At 72.0% G+C, this 14727-nt stretch carries 14 protein-coding genes and 1 tRNA gene; 13 read left to right on the top strand and 2 right to left on the bottom strand.

Annotated elements, in window-relative coordinates:
- The first annotated feature begins 211 nt into the window (after window positions 1–211).
- The 9 genes from ABTW87_RS09200 to ABTW87_RS09160 all read left to right on the top strand — a co-directional run bounded on the left by ABTW87_RS09200 (window position 212) and on the right by ABTW87_RS09160 (window position 8458).
- Window positions 212–856, top strand: coding sequence for a resolvase (locus ABTW87_RS09200; protein ID WP_350650094.1), 645 nt, complete (start codon window positions 212–214; stop codon window positions 854–856).
- Window positions 857–901: 45 nt separating this feature from the next.
- Window positions 902–972: transfer RNA gene (locus ABTW87_RS09195), tRNA-Gln, on the top strand.
- A gap of 73 nt (window positions 973–1045) precedes the next feature.
- Complete coding sequence (gene glmU, locus ABTW87_RS09190) at window positions 1046–2584, top strand: bifunctional UDP-N-acetylglucosamine diphosphorylase/glucosamine-1-phosphate N-acetyltransferase GlmU (protein WP_350650092.1); 1539 nt, start codon at window positions 1046–1048, stop codon at window positions 2582–2584.
- Window positions 2585–2638: 54 nt separating this feature from the next.
- Window positions 2639–3619, top strand: a complete 981-nt coding sequence (locus tag ABTW87_RS09185) for a ribose-phosphate diphosphokinase (RefSeq protein WP_350650090.1) — start codon at window positions 2639–2641, stop codon at window positions 3617–3619.
- A 262-nt stretch (window positions 3620–3881) separates the two neighbouring features.
- Window positions 3882–4586, top strand: coding sequence for a 50S ribosomal protein L25/general stress protein Ctc (locus tag ABTW87_RS09180; protein WP_350650088.1), 705 nt, complete (start codon window positions 3882–3884; stop codon window positions 4584–4586).
- A gap of 115 nt (window positions 4587–4701) precedes the next feature.
- Window positions 4702–5292 (top strand): aminoacyl-tRNA hydrolase, encoded by a 591-nt coding sequence (gene pth / locus ABTW87_RS09175; protein ID WP_350650086.1) that lies wholly within the window; start codon window positions 4702–4704, stop codon window positions 5290–5292.
- A gap of 55 nt (window positions 5293–5347) precedes the next feature.
- Window positions 5348–6181 (top strand): inositol monophosphatase family protein, encoded by an 834-nt coding sequence (locus ABTW87_RS09170; protein ID WP_350650084.1) that lies wholly within the window; start codon window positions 5348–5350, stop codon window positions 6179–6181.
- A gap of 70 nt (window positions 6182–6251) precedes the next feature.
- Window positions 6252–7163, top strand: a complete 912-nt coding sequence (gene cysD / locus ABTW87_RS09165; RefSeq protein WP_350650082.1) for a sulfate adenylyltransferase subunit CysD — start codon at window positions 6252–6254, stop codon at window positions 7161–7163.
- Window positions 7163–8458, top strand: coding sequence for a sulfate adenylyltransferase subunit 1 (locus ABTW87_RS09160; protein WP_350650080.1), 1296 nt, complete (start codon window positions 7163–7165; stop codon window positions 8456–8458). The genes cysD and ABTW87_RS09160 overlap by 1 nt, the downstream gene beginning before the upstream one ends.
- Before the next feature lie 151 nt (window positions 8459–8609).
- On the opposite strand, the gene galK is transcribed toward ABTW87_RS09160, so the two are convergent.
- Window positions 8610–9836 (bottom strand): galactokinase, encoded by a 1227-nt coding sequence (galK, locus tag ABTW87_RS09155; RefSeq protein WP_350650078.1) that lies wholly within the window; start codon window positions 9834–9836, stop codon window positions 8610–8612.
- Window positions 9833–10816, bottom strand: coding sequence for a UDP-glucose 4-epimerase GalE (gene galE / locus ABTW87_RS09150; protein ID WP_350650076.1), 984 nt, complete (start codon window positions 10814–10816; stop codon window positions 9833–9835). Before galE ends, galK begins: the two co-directional genes overlap by 4 nt.
- A 173-nt stretch (window positions 10817–10989) precedes the next feature.
- Between galE and ABTW87_RS09145 the strand changes: the two genes are divergently transcribed.
- The 4 genes from ABTW87_RS09145 (at window position 10990) to ABTW87_RS09130 (ending at window position 14715) form a co-directional block, all read left to right on the top strand.
- The gene (locus ABTW87_RS09145; RefSeq protein ID WP_350650074.1) at window positions 10990–12012 is read left to right on the top strand and encodes a hemolysin family protein; all 1023 of its coding nucleotides are present in this window, start codon (window positions 10990–10992) and stop codon (window positions 12010–12012) included.
- 33 nt (window positions 12013–12045) lie between these two features.
- Window positions 12046–13071 (top strand): tryptophan--tRNA ligase, encoded by a 1026-nt coding sequence (gene trpS, locus ABTW87_RS09140; protein WP_350650072.1) that lies wholly within the window; start codon window positions 12046–12048, stop codon window positions 13069–13071.
- A 26-nt stretch (window positions 13072–13097) separates the two neighbouring features.
- Window positions 13098–13676, top strand: coding sequence for a 2'-5' RNA ligase family protein (locus ABTW87_RS09135; RefSeq protein ID WP_350650070.1), 579 nt, complete (start codon window positions 13098–13100; stop codon window positions 13674–13676).
- Between the two features lie 115 nt (window positions 13677–13791).
- On the top strand, window positions 13792–14715 hold the full coding sequence (locus ABTW87_RS09130; protein ID WP_350650068.1) for a YihY/virulence factor BrkB family protein: 924 nt from the start codon (window positions 13792–13794) through the stop codon (window positions 14713–14715).
- Window positions 14716–14727 lie beyond the last annotated feature (12 nt).

The following is a 14727-nucleotide window of genomic DNA, read 5'->3' as shown; positions in this document are numbered from 1 at the left end:
CTGAGATCACGAAGTTACGCCTACGTCACCGTAACTTGAGGTGCGGCGGCGCGCACGGGAGAGAACGGCGAATGAATGCCCGGATCTGTCGTACGCGCGTTCTAACCTGCTGGCCATGACCGATTCAACGACCTCGCGGCGACCCGGGCGACGTGCGGATTCGGCGATCCTGCGCGAGGAGGCGATCCGGCTGCGGCGGGGCGGATGCCCGGTGCCGGAGATCGCGCGGCGGGTCGGGGTGGCCCGCTCGACCGCCTATCTGTGGGTCCGGCATCTGCCGTTGGACCGGGACACCGAAGAGGCCCGGGCTCGCCGGCGAGCCCACTCGAAGGTCATGACGGACGCGTTGTGGGCGGAGCACAGGGCGGCCCGTGACGCGGCACGCGCCGAGGCGGTGACGGATGCGGCAGCCTGGGCCGGAGGGTTGGGGCGGCGGGAGCTGTTGCTCGTAGGGGCGGCGTTGTATTGGGCCGAGGGACTGAAGGCGAAGCCGTGGCGTCCCAATGACTGTCGCGTTCGGTTCGTGAACAGCGACCCGATGCTGGTGACGCTGTTCCTGCGATTCGTTGAGGAGATGGGTGTCGGGCGTGACGCGTTGCGGTACCGGCTGGCGATCCACGAGGCGGCCGACGCGCGGGCCGCGCTGGTGTGGTGGGCGAAGATCGCCGGCGTCCCGCCCGACCGCTTTCAGCCCACGTCGCTCAAGCGCCACCGGCCGGTCACCGTCCGCCGGAACACCGACGAGAGCTATCGGGGCTGTCTCAGCATCGAGGTCCCGCGATCCCGACAGCTGTACTGGGCGATAGAAGGGATCATGAAAGGAATGGCCGATGAGGATCTCGGCCGGAGACGCTAAGGTATAGGCGTCCGGCAGGCTGATTGCTTTGCCCGTTTTAGACCGTCCCGGGTCGTCTAATGGCAGGACGTCAGGTTTTGGTCCTGATTGTAGGGGTTCGAGTCCTCTCCCGGGAGCTTCTGCCGATGCCACGTCGATGTCTGGTTAGCATGGCCGCGAGACTGTCGCCGTACCGACGGGAGCCACGTCGTGTCCCAGCAGCCCCACCTCCGCACCGTCGTCGTGCTCGCCGCCGGTGAGGGCAAGCGGATGAAGTCCGCGCTCCCGAAGGTGCTGCATCCGTTGCTCGGCCGAACGCTCGTCGGTCACGTGCTGAGCGCCGCAGCGCCCCTCACCGCGGACCGCACGGTGGTCGTGGTGGGCCACGGGGCTGACCAGGTCCGCGCCCACCTGGCCGAGATCGCCCCGCAGGCCACCCCGGTGCTGCAGGCGGAGCAGCTCGGCACGGGGCACGCGGTGCGCATCGCGCTGGACGCGGTCCCGGAGGCCGGTGGCACGGTCGTGGTGATCAACGGGGATGTGCCCCTGCTGCGTCCGGAGACGGTGGGCGCGCTGGTCGAGGCGCACGAGCGGGCGGGCGCCGCGGCGACCGTGCTCGCCGCGCAGGTGCCCGACCCCACCGGGCTCGGCCGGATCGTGCGGGACGCCGAGGGCCGGCTGCAGCAGATCGTGGAGCAGCGCGACGCGACCCCCGCGCAGCGGGAGATCCGGGAGATCAACGCCGGGATCTACGCGTTCGACGGGGTGCGGCTGCGAAACGCGCTCGGCAAGCTGTCGACGGACAACGAGCAGGGCGAGGAGTATCTGACCGACGTCTTCGGGCTGCTGGTGTCGGCCGGCGAGCCGGTGGCCGTGCACGTCGCGGCGGATCATGTGGAGACGCTGGGCTGCAACGACCGGGTGGAGCTGGCCGCGCTGCGGCGGCTGCTGCGGGACCGGGTGAACGAGGCCTGGATGCGCACCGGGGTCAGCCTGCTCGACCCGGAGACCACCTGGATCGACGTGACCGTCGCGCTCGATCGGGACGCGGTGGTCGACCAGAACACGCAGCTCAAGGGCGCCACGGTGGTCGGCGCGGGCGCGGCGGTCGGGCCGGACGTCACGCTCGAGGACACCGTGGTGGGGCCGGGCGCCACGGTGGTGCGCAGCCACGCGGTCGGCGCGGAGATCGGCCCGCGGGCCAGTGTCGGCCCGTACGCGTACCTGCGGCCGGCGGCGCGGCTGGCGGAGAAGGCGAAGGTCGGCACGTTCGTCGAGGTCAAGAACTCGGAGATCGGCGCGGGGTCGAAGGTGCCGCACCTGACGTACGTCGGGGACGCCTCGATCGGCGAGCAGAGCAACATCGGCGCGGCGACGGTGTTCGTGAACTACGACGGTGTGCGCAAGCACCGGACGGTCATCGGTAGTCACGCCCGGACCGGGGCGGACAACATGTTCGTGGCGCCGGTCGTGGTGGGCGACGGCGCGTACACCGCGGCGGGTTCGGTGATCATCGAGGACGTGCCGGCCGGTGCGATGGGCGTGGCCCGGGCGCGGCAGCGCAACATCGAGGGCTGGGTGCTCAAGCGCCGGTCGGGTACGGCGGCGGCGGAGGCCGCCGAGCGGGCCCGGCAGGGCGTCGAGGGTGGGGTGTCCGGGGGGCCGACGGCAAGTGAAGGTGAGGCAATCCACGGGGATACCGAGCCGGTGGGCGGGGCGTCCGGCGCGGGAGATACTGCAACCGAATAGTCCCCGGCCCACCACCGCCGCCGGGTACCACCGATCTACGGGAGCAGACGGCCCATGGGCAGCATCGTCGCCGAAAACCGCAAGAGCCTGATGCTCTTCTCCGGGCGTGGTTTTCCGGAGTTGGCCAAGGAGATCGGTGAGGTGCTCGGCGTCGCGCCGACGCCGGCCGACGCGTACGACTTCGCCAACGGTGAGATCTTCGTACGGTACAAGGACTCGGTGCGTGGTTCGGACGCCTTCGTGGTGCAGTCCGTGACGCACGGGGTGAACACGTGGGTCATGGAGACCCTGATCATGGTCGACGCGCTGAAGCGCGGCTCGGCCAAGCGGATCACCGTTGTCCTGCCGTTCTACCCGTACTCCCGGCAGGACAAGAAGCACCGCGGCCGGGAGCCGATCTCGGCCCGGCTGATCGCGGACCTGTTGAAGACCGCGGGGGCGAACCGGATCCTCACGGTGGATCTGCACACCGCCCAGATCCAGGGCTTCTTCGACGGCCCGGTGGACCACCTGTTCGCGATGGACGTGCTCGCGGAGTACGTGGAGCGCCGGTACGCGGGCCGCCCGATGACGGTGGTCGCGCCGGACTCGGGCCGGGTGCGGGTCGCCGAGCGGTGGACGGACCGGCTGGGTGGCTGCCCGCTGGCGTTCATCCACAAGACGCGGGATCCGCTCAAGCCGAACCAGGTGGTGGCGAACCGGGTGGTCGGCGAGGTGGAGGGCCGGGTCTGCCTGATCGTCGACGACATGATCGACACGGGTGGCACGATCTCCAAGGCGGCGGACATCCTCAAGGAGTCGGGCGCGGCGGAGATCATCGTCGCCTCCACCCACGCGCTGCTGTCGGACCCGGCCACGGAGCGGCTGAAGAACAGCCCGATCAGCGAGGTCGTGGTGACGAACACGCTGCCGCTGCCGCCGGAGAAGCAGCTCGACAAGCTCACCGTCCTGTCGATCGCGCCGCTGCTCGCGCGGGCGATCCGCGAGGTGTTCGACGACGGTTCGGTGACCACTCTCTTCGGTGGGCTGAGCTAGTCGGCCGGCGGGGCTCCCGACGCCCCCGGTGGGCGGCGGGACGCGATCCGGGGACTGCCGGAGAGCGCGGAATCCGCTCGGGTAGACTGGTGCGGTTGCCACGGCGAGGGTGCCCGGCGGGTCGCTGACATAGCACCGCACGGAGGCGCCGTCATCGACGCGGTGCTCCGGGCAGTCGTTCATGACGCATGAGCCCCAGCGAGCCCCTCGCCCCAGCACCGCCAGACGACAAGCGCAGCAGCGAAACATCAGGAGTTTCCCCGTGTCCGAGGTAAAGATCAGCGCCGAGCCCCGCACCGAGTTCGGCAAGGGTGGTGCCCGTCGTACCCGCCGGGCCGGCAAGGTGCCCGCCGTGCTGTACGGCCACGGCGAGAAGCCCAAGCACATCGCGCTGCCGGCGCGCGAGTTCGCGGCCGCGATCCGCAAGGGTGGCGCGAACCAGCTCTTCGCGATCGACGTGAGCGACGGCACGCAGGTGCTGGCGCTGCCGAAGGCGATCCAGCGTGACCCGATCAAGGACACGTTCGAGCACGTGGACCTGCTGCTCGTCCGCCGGGGCGAGAAGGTCACCGTCGAGGTCCCGGTCCAGCTGGTCGGCGAGGCCGCGAAGGACACGCTGATCGTGCACGACCACGACACCCTGTCGGTGTCCGCCGACGCCACCAAGGTGCCGGACCACCTGGAGGCGTCCATCGAGGGCCTGGAGGCGGGCACCCAGGTGACCGCCGGTGACGTTCAGCTGCCGGCCGGCGTCGAGCTGGTCGCCGACCCGGAGCTGCCGGTCGCCGCGGTGACCGCCGCCCCGACCGCCGAGCAGCTCGAGGCCACCCTGCCCGAGGTCGAGGAGGCCACCGAGGAGGCCGAGGCCGAGGTCGGCGAGGTCACCGAGGACTCGGAGGGCGCCGAGGGCGGCGCGGCTCCGGCCGCCGAGGGCGAGGAGAACGCCGAGGCGAAGACCGAGGCCTGATCGGTCCGCTGCGCACGCGACAGGCGTCCCCGTTCCTCGGGGGCGCCTGTCGGCGTATCGGAGCGGTGTCGTGCCGGTGGTGCGGTGCGCGGGAGAGAGCGGGAAGGGACGGACGGTGACGGACGAGACGGGGCCGTGGCTGGTGGTCGGCCTGGGCAACCCCGGTCGGGAGTACGCGGGCAACCGGCACAACGTCGGCTTCATGGTGGCCGACCTGCTCGCGGGCCGGGCGGGGGTGCGGTTCGGCCGGCACAAGCGGGCGGTGGCGGAGGTCGCCGAGGGGCGGTTGGGGTTCGGCGGGCCGCGGCTGGTGCTGGTGAAGCCGTTGACGTACATGAACCTGTCCGGTGGGCCGGTGGCGAGCCTGGCGCAGTTCTACAAGGTGCCGCCGGGTCAGGTGGTGGCCGTCCACGACGAGCTGGACATCCCGTACGGCCAGGTGCGGGTGAAGTGCGGTGGCGGCGAGGGCGGGCACAACGGCCTGCGGTCGATGACGAAGTCGCTGGGCACGAAGGAGTACGTCCGGGTGCGGTTCGGCGTCGGCCGGCCCCCGGGACGGCAGGACCCGGCGGACTTCGTACTGTCGGATTTCGGCTCGGTCGAGCGCAAGGAGCTGGATTTCCTGGTGGACCGGGCGGCGGACGTGGTGGAGTCGGTCGTCGTGCGTGGTGTGGAGCCGACGCAGAACCTCTATCACGGCGCCTGACGGCAGACGGTAGTCTGCCCCCTTTGGGGCGGCACGCGGCGACGGGAGCACGGTGATGGGCAGTCCTCCGACGATCGACGGGGCGTTCGCCCGCTGGCTGGCCGGTCGGGCCGGCCAGGCGTTGCTCGGCCTGCGGGCCGAGATGGGCTTTGCCGACGCAGGTGCGTTGAAGTCCGCGGGGGACAAGGTCTCCCACGACCTGATCCGCACGGAGCTGGCGAAGTGGCGTCCCGGTGACGCGGTCCTGTCCGAGGAGGACGAGGGCTCGCGGCTGGCCTGGGCGGCGGAGGTGAACACGGAGGCGGTGTCCCGGTTGACCGCCGACCGGGTGTGGATCATCGACCCGCTGGACGGGACCCGTGAGTTCGCCGAGGAGGGCCGCTCGGACTGGGCGGTGCATGTGGCGCTCTGGGCGCGGAACGCGCCGACGCCGCACGGCCTGGTGGCGGGGGCGGTGGGGCTGCCGGCGCAGCAGCGGGTGCTGGGGACGGACTATCCGCCGGCGTACCCGCAGATGACGTTGGAGGCGGCGGCCGCGGGCGGCGAGCGGACGATCCGGCTGGCGGCGAGTCGCAGCCGGCCGCCGGTGTTCCTCACCGACCTGGCCGAGGAGGTCGGTGCTCACCTGGTGCCGATGGGTTCGGCCGGGGCGAAGATCGCGGCGGTCGTCACGGGCGAGGTCGACGCGTACATCCACGCGGGCGGCCAGTACGAGTGGGACTCGGCGGCGCCGGTGGCTGTGGCGACGGCCACCGGGTTGCATGCTTCCCGGATCGACGGATCTGCGCTGAAATACAACGAGGCCGACCCGCGCCTGCCGGACCTGCTGGTCTGCCGCGAGGATCTCGCCAGTCGGTTGCTTGCGGCGCTGCAGCGGCATTGCGGGTAACCTGAGCGCTACTTCCTGGCAAACCCGACCGGAAAGGTCTGGAAATGAGCGTGCGAACCGAGTCGGCGTCATGACCACTGCGGCCGCGTACCAGGTGTCCCACCTCGACGCGTTGGAGGCCGAGAGCATCTTCGTGATGCGCGAGGTGGTGGCCGAGATGGAGCGGCCGGTGCTGCTCTTCTCCGGCGGCAAGGACTCGATTGTCATGCTGCGCCTGGCCCAGAAGGCGTTCGCGCCGGCCAACATCCCCTTCCCGGTGATGCACGTGGACACCGGGCACAACTTTCCCGAGGTCCTGGAGTACCGGGACCGGCGGGTCGCCGAGCTGGGGCTGCAGTTGATCGTGGCGAGCGTGCCGGAGGCCCTGGCGAACGGGCTGGTGCGCGAGACCGCGGACGGGATGCGCAACCGGATCCAGACGCCGGTGCTGCTGGACGCGGTCGAGAAGCACCGGTTCGACGCGCTCTTCGGCGGGGCCCGCCGGGACGAGGAGAAGGCCCGGGCCAAGGAGCGCGTGTTCAGCTTCCGCGACGAGTTCGGCCAGTGGGACCCGAAGAACCAGCGCCCGGAGCTGTGGGCGCTCTACAACGGGCGGCACCACCCCGGCGAGTCGATCCGGGTGTTCCCCCTGTCCAACTGGACCGAGCTGGACGTGTGGCATTACATCGCCCGGGAACGGGTCGAGTTGCCGTCGATCTACTACGCCCACGAGCGCGAGGTGATCGAGCGCGACGGGATGCTGTACGCGGTGAACGAGTTCTTCCGCCCGCGGGCGGGGGAGGAGCGGTTCAAGGCGCAGGTGCGGTACCGGACGGTCGGTGACGCATCCTGCACGGCGGCGGTCCGCTCGGAAGCCGACACGGTGGAGAAGGTCATCGAGGAGGTCGCGGCGACCCGGATCACCGAGCGTGGCGCGACCCGCGGTGACGACCGGGTCAGCGAGGCCGCGATGGAGGACCGCAAGCGGGAGGGCTACTTCTGATGACCACCGAGACCGTGCCGTCGGAGGTGGCGGCCCGCCCGATGGACCTGCTGCGGTTCGCGACCGCCGGCAGCGTGGACGACGGCAAGTCGACGCTCATCGGTCGCCTGCTGTACGACACCAAGTCGCTCTTCACCGACCAGCTCGCCGCCGTCGAGGCGGTGAGCGCGGCCCGGGGCGACGAGTACACCAACCTGGCGCTGCTCACCGACGGCCTGCGGGCCGAGCGGGAGCAGGGCATCACGATCGACGTCGCGTACCGCTACTTCGCCACCCCCCGGCGGAAGTTCATCATCGCGGACACGCCCGGGCACATCCAGTACACGCGCAACATGGTCACCGGCGCGTCGACCGCCGACCTGGCGTTGATCCTCGTCGACGCCCGCAAGGGTCTGGTGGAGCAGTCCCGCCGGCACGCGTTCCTCTGCTCGCTGCTGCGAGTGCCGCACCTGGTCCTCTGTGTCAACAAGATGGACCTGGTCGACTGGTCGCAGGAGGTGTTCGAGCGGATCGCGGACGAGTTCGCCTCGTTCGCGGCGAAGCTCGAGGTGCCCGACCTGACGGTGGTGCCGATCTCCGCGCTCAAGGGCGACAACATCGTCTCCCGGTCGGAGAACATGCCGTGGTACGACGGGCCGTCGCTGCTGCACCACCTGGAGCGGGTGCACATCGCCAGCGACCGCAACCTGGTCGACGTGCGCTTCCCGGTGCAGTACGTGATCCGCCCGCAGTCCACCACCGTCACCGACTACCGGGGGTACGCCGGCCAGGTCGCCTCCGGCGTGCTCAAGCCGGGTGACGAGGTGATGGTGCTGCCCAGCGGCTTCACCAGCCGGATCGCCGCGGTGGAGACCGCCGACGGGCCGGTCGCCGAGGCGTTCCCGCCGATGTCGGTGACCATCCGCCTGGCAGACGAGATCGACATCTCCCGCGGTGACATGATCTGCCGGCCGAACAACGCCCCCGCGGTCGCCCAGGACATCGAGGCGATGGTCTGCTGGATGGACGAGACCCGCCCGCTCCAGGTGGGCGGCAGGTACGCGATCAAACACACCACCCGCTCGGCGCGGACCATCGTGCGCGGCCTGCACTACCGGCTCGACATCAACTCGCTGCACCGCGACGAGTCGGCCGGCGAGCTGAAGCTCAACGAGATCGGCCGGGTCCGCCTGCGTACGACGGTGCCGTTGCTCGCCGACGAGTACCGCCGCAACCGCGCCACCGGCGGTTTCGTCATCATCGACGAGGCGACGAACCGGACGGTCGGCGCCGGCATGATCGTCGAGGCGGGCTGACGGGCGGGCCGGGTCACGCCCGCACGGGTGCGGTCCACGCCGCGTGCCTGCACACGGTGCGGTCCACGCCGCGTGCCTGCACCCCCGCGTAGCCGTGGTGTTAAGAAGGGTCCCTTCCTCTACCGCAGGCGTTAAGAAGGGGCCCTTCCTTTCACGTCAGGCGGGTGGCGCCGGGGGCGGGTAGGACGGTGACGGTGCCGGGGGCGGTGAAGCCGCACGCGGCGTACGCGGCGCGGACGGTATCGGCGACCCGGTCCGCGCGGTCGGCGTCGACCAGGGCGAGGACACAGCCGCCGAACCCGCCGCCGGTCATCCGGGCCCCGAGCGCCCCGGCACCGAGCGCCGCCTCGACGGCGGTGTCGATCTCCGGCACGGTGATCTCGAAGTCGTCCCGCATGGACACGTGTGACGCGGTGAGCAGCGGCCCGATCTCGCGGACCTGGCCGGTTCGCAGCAGCTCGACGGTGTCGAGGACCCGCTGGTTCTCGGTGACGACGTGCCGTACCCGGCGGAGGGTCTCGTCGTCGGGCAGCCGGCCGAGTGCGGCGTCGAGGCCGGCGACCGGCACGTCCCGCAGGGCGGGCACCCCGAGCGCCGCGGCGGCCCGCTCACAGGCGGCCCGGCGGGACGCGTACTCGCCGTCGGCGTGCCGGTGCGACGCCCGGCTGTCGACGACCAGCACGGCCAGCCCGGCCGCGTCGAGGTCGAACGGGATGTGCTCGACCGACTCGTCCCGGCAGTCGAGGAAGAGCGCGTGGCCGGCCCGGCAGCGGATCGCGGCCGACTGGTCCATGATCCCGGTCGGGGCGCCGACGTAGGCGTTCTCGGCCCGCTGGGCGAGCCGGGGCTGCTTCTGCGCCGGCAGGTCGAGGCCGCCCAGGTCGGCCAGGGCGGTGAGCACGGCGGCCTCGAGCGCCGCCGAGGAGGAGAGCCCGGAGCCGAGCGGCACGTCGGAGGCGATCGCCAGCCGGGCGCCGGGCACGGTGTGCCCGGCGTCGCGCAGCGCCCACACCACGCCGGCCACGTACGCGGCCCAGCCGGTCACCTTTCCCGGCTCGTCGACGGCCGACGGCCCGAACTCCACCGGGTCGTCGGCGAGCTCCGACCAGACGGTCCAGCCCTCGTCGCCACGGGGCGCCGCGGCGACGACGGTACGCAGCGGCAGCGCGAACGGCAGCACGTATCCGTCGTTGTAGTCGGTGTGCTCGCCGATCAGGTTGACCCGGCCGGGGGCGGCCCAGCAGCCCGCGGGCTTGCCGGCGTACCGGGAGCGGAAACCGGCGACGGCGCGGGTCGCGACGTCGGACGCCGCGGGCCCGGGGCCCGTCTGCGTGCGCGACTGCGGGGCTCGCCGGACCGGCTCACTCCTCGTGCTCACCGGCGCTCCAGGACGTGGCCGCGGTAGAACGCCCAGGCGTCGCGGACCATGTCGTACAGGGTGGGCTTCTCCGGCGTCCACCCCAGCTCCTCGCTCGCCAGCCGGGACGAGGCGACCAGTTCGGCGGGGTCGCCCTCGCGGCGCGGCGCGATCTCGACCGGGACGGGGTGGCCGGTGACCTCGCGGACCACCTCGATCACCTGCCGGTTGGTGAAGCCGTTGCCGTTGCCCAGGTTGTAGATGCGGTGCTGGCCGGCGACCGCCGCGTCGATCGCGAGCAGGTGGGCACGGGCCAGGTCGGCGACGTGGATGTAGTCGCGGACGCAGGTGCCGTCGACGGTGGGGTAGTCGTCGCCGAAGAGCTGGAGCTTCTCCCGCCGTCCGGCGGCGACGTCGAGCGCGATGGGGATGAGGTGGGTCTCGGGGTCGTGTCGTTCGCCGAGGGCCACGGCGCCGTCGAGGTGGGCGCCGGCGACGTTGAAGTAGCGCAGTGAGACCGCGGCCAGGCCGTGGCCGACGGCCTCGGAGGTGAGCGCCATGTCGACGGCGAGCTTGGTGGCGCCGTACGTGTTGGTGGGGGCGGTCACCGCCGTCTCCGGGATCGGCAGCTCGGCCGGGTTGCCGTAGACGGCGGCGGTGGACGAGAAGACAAGCCTGGGCACCCCGGCGGCCCGTACGGCGTCGAGGAGGGCGAGCGAACCGACGAGGTTGTTGTCCCAGTACAGCTCCGGCTTGACCATCGACTCGCCGGCGGCGATGAGGGCGGCGAAGTGCAGCACCCCGTCGAATCCCGCGGCCGGGGTGACCACCTGCGCCACGTCGTGCAGGGGGACCTCGACGTGGGTGGCGTCGGGAGCGAGCGCGGCACGGTGGCCGGTGCGCAGGTCGTCAAGCACGACCACCTCGTGGCCGGCGTCCAGCAGCAGTCGGGCCACCACGCTGCCGATGAAGCCGGCGCCGCCGGTGACGAGCAGTTTCACGTCGGTCTCCTCCTGCCTGGCCGCCGCGCCGGCGACCCTTCGGTGATCACCCTACGGCCGGCCCTCCAGCCGTGGGACGAGCGACCGTCCCTCATTCCACCATAAACTCCCATGAACAAACAGAGCCGAACATGACCGCCTCGGCGGTGGCCCGGATGTCTACCATCCTTCTCATGCGGGAAGCGGGTGGTCCCGGGCTCCGGCGCCGCGCGCGGGGGCGGCCCCGCCGCGAGCCCGGGCCGCTCGCCCGGGCCGTCGCCCGCGTTGTGGTCCGGGCCGCCACCGGCGCCACCCGCCTGGTGACGGATCTGCTCGGCGCCAGCCCGGCGTCCGGCCGGGAGCGGATCAGCGAGGACGAGCTGCGCGACCTGGTCGCCGCCGCGGCGGTGCTGGACCCGGTGGAGCGGCGGATCATCGACGAGGTGCTGGTGGCCGGCGCGAGCCTGGTACGCGAGGTGATGATGCCGCGCACCGAGGTGGTCTTCCTCTCCGCCGCGCTGACGATCGCCGAGGCCGAACGCCTGGTCCGGGCCGAGACGCACACCCGCTACCCGGTGGTCGACGGCACGCACGACGACGTGGTCGGGTTCGTGCACCTGCACGACGTGCTGCTGCGGCCCGACCAGGACCCGTGCACGACAGTCGGCGAGCTGACCCGGGAGGTCAAGCGGCTGCCCGGCAGCAAACGGGTCCTCGCGGCGCTCAACGAGATGCGCCGCGAGGGGCACCACCTCGCGGTGGTCATCGACGAGTACGGCGGCACCGCCGGCATCGTCACCTGCGAGGACCTCATCGAGGAGCTGGTCGGCGAGCTGCACGACGAGTACGACAGCCCGCCCGAGCCGACCACACCCGGCCTGCCCGCCGTGGTCGACGGCCGGCTGAACCTGGCCGACTTCGCCGAACGCACCGGGCTGACCCTCCCGACCGGGCCGTACGAGACGGTCGGCGGTTTCGTCATGGCGTCGCTGGGCCGGCTGCCGGCGGTGGGCGACGAGGTGCCGCTGCCCGCCGAGCCGGCCGGCGGCGCGGCCCGGCAGGACGAATCCCCGGCCGGCTGGCTCCTGCGGGTGCTCGCGCTGGACGGGCGGCGGGTGGCCCGGGTCGCCGTCGCCGTGGCCCGCGTGCCCGAGCCCCGGCGCGAGGTCACCCTCCCCACGCTGTCCGGCCGTGGGCGACCCGCCGGCCCGTCATGACGGCCCCCGGGTGTTGCTGACAGAATTGCCGGCATGTCCGACGTACCCGCCCGCCCGCGCGTCTTCTCCGGCATCCAGCCGACGGCCGACTCGTTCCACCTCGGCAACTACCTGGGCGCGGTGCGGCACTGGGTGGCGTTGCAGGAGAGCCACGAGGCGTTCTACTGCGTGGTCGACCTGCACGCGATCACCGCCGGGCACGACCCGAAGGAGCTGCCGCAGCGCTCCCGGATGGCCGCCGCGCAGCTGCTCGCGGTCGGTCTGGACCCGGAGCGCTGCACCCTGTTCGTGCAGTCCCAGGTGCCCGAGCACGCGCAGCTGGCGTGGGTGCTGGGTTGCATCACCGGGTTCGGCGAGGCGAGCCGGATGACCCAGTTCAAGGACAAGTCCCAGAAGCAGGGCAACGAGCGGGCCAGCGTCGGCCTGTTCACCTACCCGATCCTCCAGGCCGCCGACATCCTGCTGTACCAGGCGCACGCGGTGCCGGTCGGTGAGGACCAGCGCCAGCACCTGGAGCTCTCCCGCGACCTGGCCCAACGGTTCAACTCGCTGTTCGGGCCGACGTTCACGCTGCCCGCGCCGCACATCGTCAAGGACACCGCGAAGATCACCGACCTGCAGGACCCGACGGCGAAGATGTCCAAGTCGTCCTCCTCGCCGGCCGGCATCGTCAACCTGCTGGAGGACCCGGCCCGGTCGGCCAAGAAGATCCGCTCCGCGGTCACCGACACGGGCCGCGAGATCGTCTTCGACGCCGAGCACAAGCCGGGCGTGTCGAACCTGCTCACCATCTACTCGGCGCTGTCCGGGCGGAGCATCGACGACCTGGTCGCCGCGTACGCCGGCAAGGGCTACGGCGATCTCAAGAAGGACCTGGGCGAGGTCGTGCGCGAATTCGTCACGCCCGTCCAGGAGCGCACCCGCGGCTACCTCGACGACCCCGCCCAGCTCGACAAGCTGCTCGCGGCCGGCGCGGAGAAGGCCCGGGCCGCGGCGGCGCCGACGCTGCGGGCCGTGTACGACCGGGTGGGTTTCTTCCCGCCCGTTCGTGGCGAGTAGCGGCGCGGCACGGTACGGGTGAGGTCGTGGAGTCGGTGGCCGGAGGGGTGGCGCGGAGCGTGGATCTGAGGGACGGCGCGCCGGTGGCCGGCGGCACCATCCAGATCGGCATCGCCGTGGACATCCCCGAACCGTGGGGCGGCATGCTCACCCGGCGCCGGGTGGAGGCCGGCGACCAGCAGGCCGTCCCGGCACACGTGACCCTGCTCGGGCCGACCGAGATCCCGGTCGCCACGCTCCCGGCCGTCGAGCGGCACCTCGGCGCGGTGGCCGCCGCGCACCTGCCGTTCACCCTGCACCTGCGCGGCACCGGCACGTTCCGACCGGTCACCCAGGTGGTGTTCGTGGCGGTCGCCGCCGGGATCAGCGAATGCGAGCTGCTCGCCGCGGCGATCCGCGCCGCACCGGAGCTGCGCCGGGAGGCCCGCTTCCCGTACCACCCGCACGTGACGGTCGCGCAGGACGTCGCGCCCGAGGCGTTGGACAAGGTGTACGAGGATCTGGCCGACTTCTCGGCGATGTTCGAGGTGGAGGCGTTCACCCTGTTCTCGCACAGCGGGCAGGCCCGGTGGCAGCCGCGCCGGGACTTCCGGCTCGGGGGCTGACACCGGGGCCGGCCCGGGCCGGTGCCGGGTCGAGAGACGGCGGGCGACTCGCCGCGTGGCGAGGGCCGGCGGCCGGATGACCCCGCGCGGGCGGAAGATCGGCGAGGATGACGGCGTGAATGTGTTCGGCCGCGTCGAGGCGAGCATCGGGGGACGCATCGATGCCGCCCGCCGCCGCTCCGGCGCCTTCGACCACGTGTGGCGGGCCGGGGTGCGGTACAACGACGTCCTGGGCGGGCGGCTGGCCGCCGCGATCGCCTACTACGGGTTCTTCGCGGTCTTCGCGCTCGCCCTGGTCGCGTACTCCGTCTTCGGCGCGATCCTCGAGGACAACGACGAGGTCAGCGACGCGGCGGAGGACTTCCTGCGGGAGAACCTGCCGTTCCTCGACCCGGCCCAGATCGCCGAGAGCAGCGGCACGGTCGGCGTCGTGGGTCTGATCATCCTCGTCTTCACCGGGATCGGCTGGGTGGAGGCGATCCGCTCGTCCCAGCGGCTCATGTACGGCCTGAACCAGCAGCCGGGCAACCTGGTCGTCCGCCGCCTGGTCGACCTCGGCGTGCTGCTCGTGGTGTTCGTGCTGCTCGGGGCCTCGGTGGCGGCCGTCGACGCGCTGGAGTCGCTGCTGCGGTGGGCGCTGCGCAGCACCGGGTCGGTCGGCCTCACCACGGTCAGCGCGGTGCTCAGCGTCCTGGTGAACGCGGTGCTGGCGACCCTGCTGCTGGTCGCGGTGCCGCGGCTGCGGATGAGCCGGGCCCGGCTGCGCCCGGTGGTGCTGCTGGTCGCGGTCGGGATCACGCTGCTCAACACCGTCGGTCGCTACTACGTGGTGCGGACCGAGCGGAACCCGGCGTACACGGTGGTGGCCGGCGCGGTGGGCCTGCTGCTCTACCTCTACCTGCTCAACCAGCTCGTGCTCTTCGGCGCGGCCCTGGCCGCCACGAGCACCCGGGGTCGGGTGGTGGACCTGGCGGAGGGGCCGGTGGCGGTCGACCTGGACGAGGACACGGATCCCGGCACGCCCGGCGGGGCCGGTTGACGGGAAGGAGCG

Origin of the sequence: Micromonospora sp. NPDC126480, from assembly GCF_040302465.1 — a bacterium.
Taxonomy (GTDB): Bacteria; Actinomycetota; Actinomycetes; order Mycobacteriales; family Micromonosporaceae; genus Micromonospora.
Note: the sequence above shows the minus strand (reverse complement) of the source record. Positions and strands in the feature narration are given on the sequence as shown.